This is a genomic window from Bradyrhizobium sp. S3.12.5, from assembly GCF_040548225.1.
In the GTDB taxonomy this organism is placed as follows: Bacteria; Pseudomonadota; Alphaproteobacteria; order Rhizobiales; family Xanthobacteraceae; genus Bradyrhizobium; species Bradyrhizobium cytisi.
The window spans coordinates 1-6136 of record NZ_JBEPRF010000051.1; the positions used below are offsets into that span (position 1 = coordinate 1).

Below are 6136 nucleotides of genomic sequence, written 5' to 3' on the forward strand. Positions count from 1 at the left end.
CTATTGGTCGCATCGTCGACACCTACACGCCCGCAGAATCCACAAACTACTTCGTGGCCGCAGGGTACTTGCAACCTGATCGGCTAACGCTCTAGTGTCGAGCAGATGCAGCTCGAACTGTCCGAGGCGCCGGAAAGGAGTCTGCGTTATGTCGGAGGCCTGGCAACTAATCCAGGCGAGATGTGGAAATTTCTGCCGGAGCGTGAGGCAGGGCGCAGACGCCGTATCAATGGCGGCGAGCGTCCGCTCGATATTCGTCAATTCGCCTTCGAGCACCATCTCTGGATCCTTATTGCCAGAACAAACGTTCAGGGTCGGCGTTCAGAACTGCTGTCGCCGCGCAAAGCCGTTGATGGGTCGAATGCCACTCCCAGACGCCCTTGCCGTGATCTTTGCGGAACAGCTGCCATGCCGCCCCGGTCCTATCGTGGTGCAACAGCGCGACGTCGACGAGGCCTCCCTCCGCATCGATATTGCCTGAGCAGCACGGGCTCTCGACAACATAGCCGCTAGCAACCGCTGTCACCTTTGGCGAGACATATCGGTAGCGCTCGCGCCTCGTCAGCGCGCGCACGATCCGCCACCGGTCGAGCTCGTTGGGATGCGCAGGCAATCCGGAATGATGGCGTCTGATGATGGCGGCGTTCATTGCGCGATGTCGTGGACTGAGGAGATCTCTGCCTCGAGGCAGCCAACCACCAACTGCTTGCCGAAGTCGACCATATAGATGGGTCGGTTCGCTTCCGTATGGCGACCGACTTGGACGATCTCACCAATCTGTCCGACGCTGACCAGACACTCTTCCGCCGACGCGTCGGGAAAGGAACCGTCGTTGAGCAGATCGATTGCCGCCTTGACCCGTTGGCCTGAACGATATTTTGGCAACCTCGGTTCAATCATCAGGGTGCCCCTCCTGACAAGCAAGGCTCCTCGCCTCTGTGGCTTCGCGTGACTAGATCGAGCTCCTTGCATTTCATGCCGACGCGATAGCCGGAATCGAGGAATTCGACCCCATATATATAAAATTGTTGCAGGAACGTGCCGATCGAGACGACATAGCCAAGCTCCCCTTTCTTGACCAAAACCTCACCGATCTCCTTACCCACGTAAGTGCCATCGTTGCGAATGGTGCGGTTGGCGCGCACCTTGTCGCCATAATCAAAGAAGGGCGCGTCCGTCAACTCGACGATGTCACTATCACGGGCGATGTTGCTCATGCTGTCGTCCCCGTTCCGTGCTTCAACTGTACCGTGCCTCGCGAGCGCCCGACCTTACCAGCGCCCCATCACGATCCTCGATCAACCCATCGCCGCACCGCGCGCGGCATGCAATCAGGCATTTCATGACGGTGCCGGGATCCCGTGCGGTAACATCAAGCCCTGCAAACTTAAAATCAACATGCTCGAGATAAGCATTCGTGAGCCAATGGTTGATGTTGAAGAAGCACTTGACGCGGCACCGACGGAGACGTGCTTGAGCTCGCAGCGAGCCGCGCACTTCAGCGCGGGATGCACACAGCCGCCAGAATCGACTTGATTACCCCGGCAACTGACGGCATCGTGGAGTTCATCACTCCCGATCCCGCCCATACGCTCGAGCGTGCCTAACAACGAGGCCGTAATCTTGTGCGCGGGACCGAGCCCCAGCAGTTCCTCGACAGCCGCCGTCCTTGCTTGAGTTGCCGGAGAGGCATCTCCAACTGCTTCTTCAGCGAGAACAGGAGTGCCCACGCGAGGTGCTCTCGTGGCAGCCCAACTCGGGCTTCTTGGCGCGGACCGCGCCGGACGCCAGGAAGTTCGTCTCGCAGCATGTAATCGGGTGCGAACGCCTTGGCTTGGCGCAGCTGCATTGTCGGAAACGCCATCGAGGTGATAGGCTGGCCCTGCCGCCCTGGGACGGTGCTCGACCGCCTCCACAACGCGCGAGCAACACAGGACTCGGCTCTCGGATGGTGAACTGAAGAAGGCCTCGGGCATGAATGTCGCCTGTTCAATGATCGCCAGGTGATTGGATTGGTGTCGCGGAAGACGAGTCCGCTCTTGGTAGACCCATCGGCGAAATCGATCCTCGACGCTCAAGACGGCGGCCTTCGGCTCGACGGCATAGCCGGACGCGTTCCGTCGACGATCGCGTCGCGAGAATATGCCTTGGTAGCTCGCGAAAAACTCGACGACCGGACCGTCCATCCGGTCTGAGAAGGCGTAAGCCGCGGCCGGGCCCTTCGTCTATGCCGAGCATCATCCACGCGAGTTTCTGAGCCGTTTGTGTGGTGGTCACATCCATGTTGTGGTCCTCAAGGGGGCGCCCGATAGCGTGGCAGTGCTGTGTCGAGCACGCATGTGTTGTCAACCGGACAAACCGCCACGCATTGCGGTTCGTCAAAGTAGCCGGCGCACTCGGTGCATTGCTCCGAATCGATCAGGAAAGCGCCGGCTACCTCGGAAATAGCAAGGTTTGGGCATTGCGTTTCGCAAGCCGAACAGCCCGTGCACTGCGAGGCGATGATCTTGAACGGCATTATCTGTACCCATCCTCAGGCGGCGGAAATCACGGCGTTGTTGCGGGCTGCCGGATCGACCCGTTCAACGTGCTTGATCTTCCCTTCATTGACTTTATCGAGATAGAGTTTGAACCAGGCGATCGCGGAGGCATCGATGAACTCGCAGGCGTACTGATCGACCGGCTCGATGCCGGCCTCGATCAATTCGGCTTTGGGGCAGCCGCCGATCTTTGACACGAATACGGCATGGCAATCCTTGATGGCGCCGATGGCAATTTCGAGCTTGCTCTCCTCGCCATGGCCGCCCTGGCAATAGGGATGGATAGGACGATGGCCGACGAATTTTGCGCCTGAAGTCGAGAGCTCGTAGATCTGGAACTCCGTGGCATGACCGAAGTGCTGGTTGATCAATCCCGAGCCCCTGGTTGCAACCGCCACCAGCACCTTGATTTCGCTGGAAGCGATGGCGAGCCCGGCCAGCTCCTGCTGCGTAGCCGCGAACTTTGTAACTCGCGCCTTCTCGATTTTGGCCTGATACTCCTTTCGGGGCTGCTCGTCGTACTTGATGTCCATCGCCATGATCTTTTCCATCGTGAACTCTGCGCCGCGGTCCTCGCCGAGCAGTCCGACGGCGTCGGCCCGGCACTGGCGACAGTGACGCATCATGTTCATCTCGCTTTCGCAGCTATCCTGTAGCGCTGTCACTTCCTGTGCCGTCGGGCTGCGTTGCCCGCTGAGGCCAAACACGGTCCCGTGCTCGGGCGACGATATCAGCGGCATCACGTTGTGCAGGAAGGCACCGCGTGACTTCACAGCCCTATTGACCTCAACCAGATGCTCATCGTTAATCCCGGGAATCATCACCGAGTTGACTTTGCACAGGATGCCGCGGGCGGTGAGCATCTCCAGGCCCTGCAGCTGCCGAGTGCTGAGGATGCTTGCCGCTTCGATGCCGGTGTAGCGCTTGTGGCGGTAAAAGATCCAGGGATAGATCTTTGCACCAATTTCGGGATCGATCATGTTGATCGTGATCGTGACGTGATCCACCTTGAGTCTTGCGATCGTGTCGACATGATCGGCTAGCGCAAGACCGTTCGTGGAGAGGCAGAGCTTGATATCTGGCGCGAGCTTGTCGATGAGCTCGAACGTCCTGAATGTCTTGTCTGGATTCGCCAGGGGGTCGCCAGGGCCGGCAACCCCGACGACGCTCATCTGAGGGATCGCGGAGGCGACCGCTAGCACCTTCTTGGCGGCCTGCTCCGGCGTCAACTTCTCGCTGGCAATGCCCGGGCGCGATTCGTTGGCGCAATCATATTTACGATTGCAGTAATTGCACTGGATATTGCAAGCGGGTGCGACCGCGACATGCATGCGGGCATAATGGTGGTGCGCCTCCTCGCTGTAGCAGGGATGGTTCTTGACCTTTTCCCAGACCTCATTTGGCAAATTGCCGATGTCCGCCTGAGATCCGCAGCCCGCCTTCCCGCTGCCGCCGATTGTACCGCAGCCCTGCTGCTTACCCGTGACTTGCAGAGTCTCGCGGATCTCGCCGCATCCGCAGGAGACCTGGTGTTGCGCTGAAGTACTCATCGTTCCAATTCTCTTCGCAAACCGAACCCTTTCGGCAGGCATCCCCAGAGTCGTTTCTGAAAGCCAAGAGCAACTGGCGTGCCATGCCTGCCAAAAATGACTTTTGTGATTGGCTTCAAGCCGTTAGGCAATGCTTGCTCGAATGTCAGTTTTATCAAGTCATGTTGGAAAGCTGACAGAGGTTGCGATCACACGAGCGTTGGCAACGTGGTTTTGACGACGGGTAGGTTGCTTCACCTATGCCGCTGGCAAAGAGCAGAGCGGGTGGCGAGCGTTGAAAGTTGATCTTCTCGCCACAATGTGACGCTCTGCAAAGCACGATCTGCAAAAGACTTTCGAGACGCTTTGAAGGACGCCTGAGATTCTTCGTAGATGCAGACCAACCAGCCCGGTTAGCGAGCTACGCCGTGGAAGATCAGGGGGCCGCTGGGTGACATTCCGGAAGAACTATCAATAACCCCGATGGCCAGGTACCGACGCGCACGAATTCGACCGTCCGTCCCGCGCCTCGGTGGGCAGCTCTAGGTCGTGCGGTTGTGGATGCCGATCAGATTCAGAAGCTGCGCTTGCGGGGGGGACCGGCATGCTCGGACCGCAGCCCGCCAAAACTTCCCTGGATATCCCCCCGTTTGACGAGGTTCCATAGAATCGCAGCATTCATTCTTCAGTTGCTTCGCCTCCGCGCTTCTTGGCGTTGATGGTGATTGGTAGCCTGGTGTCACTCGCCATAGCGGGTAGGTCGAGCACCCAACCGTTCGCGATCCTGATCCAACCACCCCACAGCGTTTCGTGCTGCCATTCGACAATCGGCTCCTCAAGATCTTTCTTAGGTACATAAATCGAAAGACCCGTTTCCGGCGAACGACGAATCATGACTTTCATAGGAGCTCCGCAGGTTGCGAACTCGCGTCCGCGCGCTCCTGACACGCACGCCACAAGGCTCTCTGTTTGGCAGTGATGTCCGGCAGAACTTGCAGGACACGATCGATCTCATCCGGCGCGGTCTCGTGCGAGAGCGAGAAGCGAACCGCACCGCGGACAAAGGCCGGTGGTACGCCCATGGCGCTGAGCACATGGGACGGCTCCATCGAGCCGGACGCGCAGGCCGAACCGAGTGAGACGGCAATTCCGTTGCGGTTGAGCTGGTGCACGATAGCCTCTGCTTCGAGATGCTCAAAGGCAATGTTCGACGTATTTGGCAAACGGTTCTTGATTTCACCAAGCACCATGCAACAACCGAGAGCAAGAATGCCTTGCTCCAGCCGATCGCGAAGGGCGCCAATATTCATCTGCTCTTTTTTGAGGTGTGCCGCAGCGAGTTCCGCCGCCTTGCCCAGCCCAACTATTGCCGGAACGTTCTGGGTACCAGCGCGGCGACGCCGCTCCTGTGGGCCGCCGAAGATCAACGGCCGTAACTCGACTCCCTTGCGCACGTACAGGGCGCCGATTCCCTTCGGGCCATGGAACTTATGGCCCGAGAGCGAAAGCATGTCGATGTCCGTAGTCTTCAGGTTGATCGGAATCCGCCCGACCGCTTGGACGGCGTCGGTGTGAAAGAGCGCGCCGACCGAGCGCGCCATCTTGGCGAGGGATTTCACCGGAAAAATGGTACCGGTTTCGTTATTGGCCCACATGACCGAGACGATCGACGTGCGCTTTGACAATGCGTTGCGATAAGCCTCGATGTCCAATCTGCCGCTTGCATCGACCGGAATCAGATGGGTTTTGATTCCGCGTCGGCCCAGTTCCTTGATAAGGGACAGCACGGACGGATGCTCAACGGCGGTCGTGACGATCTCGTCGCGTCCCTCCTGCACGGCGAGCGCGGATAGGATCGCTGTGTTGTCGGATTCAGTCGCGCCCGAGGTGAAGACGATCTCATGATCGAATGCGGCGCCAATCAGGCGCTGCAGCTTCCGGCGCGCCTGTTTCAATGCGGGCGCAACCTCAGTGCCGAATGCATGCGCGGACGACGCATTGCCGAATTGCGCAGAGAAGAACGGCAGCATTGCCGCGACCACCAAAGGATCTGCACGGGTCGTCGCG

At 58.9% G+C, this 6136-nt stretch carries 7 protein-coding genes; all 7 read right to left on the reverse strand.

Annotated features, from left to right (window positions below; genetic code table 11):
- Nucleotides 1–289: 289 nt before the first annotated feature.
- Nucleotides 290–649, reverse strand: a complete 360-nt coding sequence (locus ABIC09_RS37175; RefSeq protein WP_354112407.1) for a DUF3024 domain-containing protein — start codon at nt 647–649, stop codon at nt 290–292.
- Nucleotides 646–900, reverse strand: coding sequence for a nitrogen fixation protein NifZ (locus ABIC09_RS37180; RefSeq protein ID WP_279691462.1), 255 nt, complete (start codon nt 898–900; stop codon nt 646–648). Before ABIC09_RS37180 ends, ABIC09_RS37175 begins: the two co-directional genes overlap by 4 nt.
- A complete protein-coding gene (locus tag ABIC09_RS37185; RefSeq protein WP_279691463.1) occupies nt 900–1217 on the reverse strand; it encodes a nitrogen fixation protein NifZ in 318 nt (105 codons plus the stop codon). The genes ABIC09_RS37180 and ABIC09_RS37185 overlap by 1 nt, the downstream gene beginning before the upstream one ends.
- A gap of 1076 nt (nt 1218–2293) precedes the next feature.
- Nucleotides 2294–2518, reverse strand: a complete 225-nt coding sequence (locus ABIC09_RS37190; RefSeq protein ID WP_084462149.1) for a 4Fe-4S binding protein — start codon at nt 2516–2518, stop codon at nt 2294–2296.
- A 15-nt stretch (nt 2519–2533) separates the two neighbouring features.
- Complete coding sequence (nifB, locus tag ABIC09_RS37195; RefSeq protein ID WP_354112410.1) at nt 2534–4090, reverse strand: nitrogenase cofactor biosynthesis protein NifB; 1557 nt, start codon at nt 4088–4090, stop codon at nt 2534–2536.
- Nucleotides 4091–4747: 657 nt separating this feature from the next.
- Nucleotides 4748–4972, reverse strand: coding sequence for a putative nitrogen fixation protein NifT (gene nifT, locus ABIC09_RS37200; RefSeq protein WP_354112408.1), 225 nt, complete (start codon nt 4970–4972; stop codon nt 4748–4750).
- On the reverse strand, nt 4969–6136 hold a 1168-nt coding region (nifS, locus tag ABIC09_RS37205; RefSeq protein ID WP_354112409.1), incomplete at its 5' end, for a cysteine desulfurase NifS. The genes nifT and nifS, both read right to left, overlap by 4 nt.

Excerpts from the sequence above, each read along its gene's own strand:
- ABIC09_RS37190 (WP_084462149.1), bottom strand. The coding sequence starts at position 2,518 with ATGCCGTTCAAGATCATCGCCTCGCAGTGCACGGGCTGTTCGGCTTGC.
- nifT (WP_354112408.1), bottom strand. The coding sequence starts at position 4,972 with ATGAAAGTCATGATTCGTCGTTCGCCGGAAACGGGTCTTTCGATTTAT.
- ABIC09_RS37180 (WP_279691462.1), bottom strand. The coding sequence starts at position 900 with ATGATTGAACCGAGGTTGCCAAAATATCGTTCAGGCCAACGGGTCAAG.
- ABIC09_RS37185 (WP_279691463.1), bottom strand. The coding sequence starts at position 1,217 with ATGAGCAACATCGCCCGTGATAGTGACATCGTCGAGTTGACGGACGCG.
- ABIC09_RS37175 (WP_354112407.1), bottom strand. The coding sequence starts at position 649 with ATGAACGCCGCCATCATCAGACGCCATCATTCCGGATTGCCTGCGCAT.
- nifB (WP_354112410.1), bottom strand. The coding sequence starts at position 4,090 with ATGAGTACTTCAGCGCAACACCAGGTCTCCTGCGGATGCGGCGAGATC.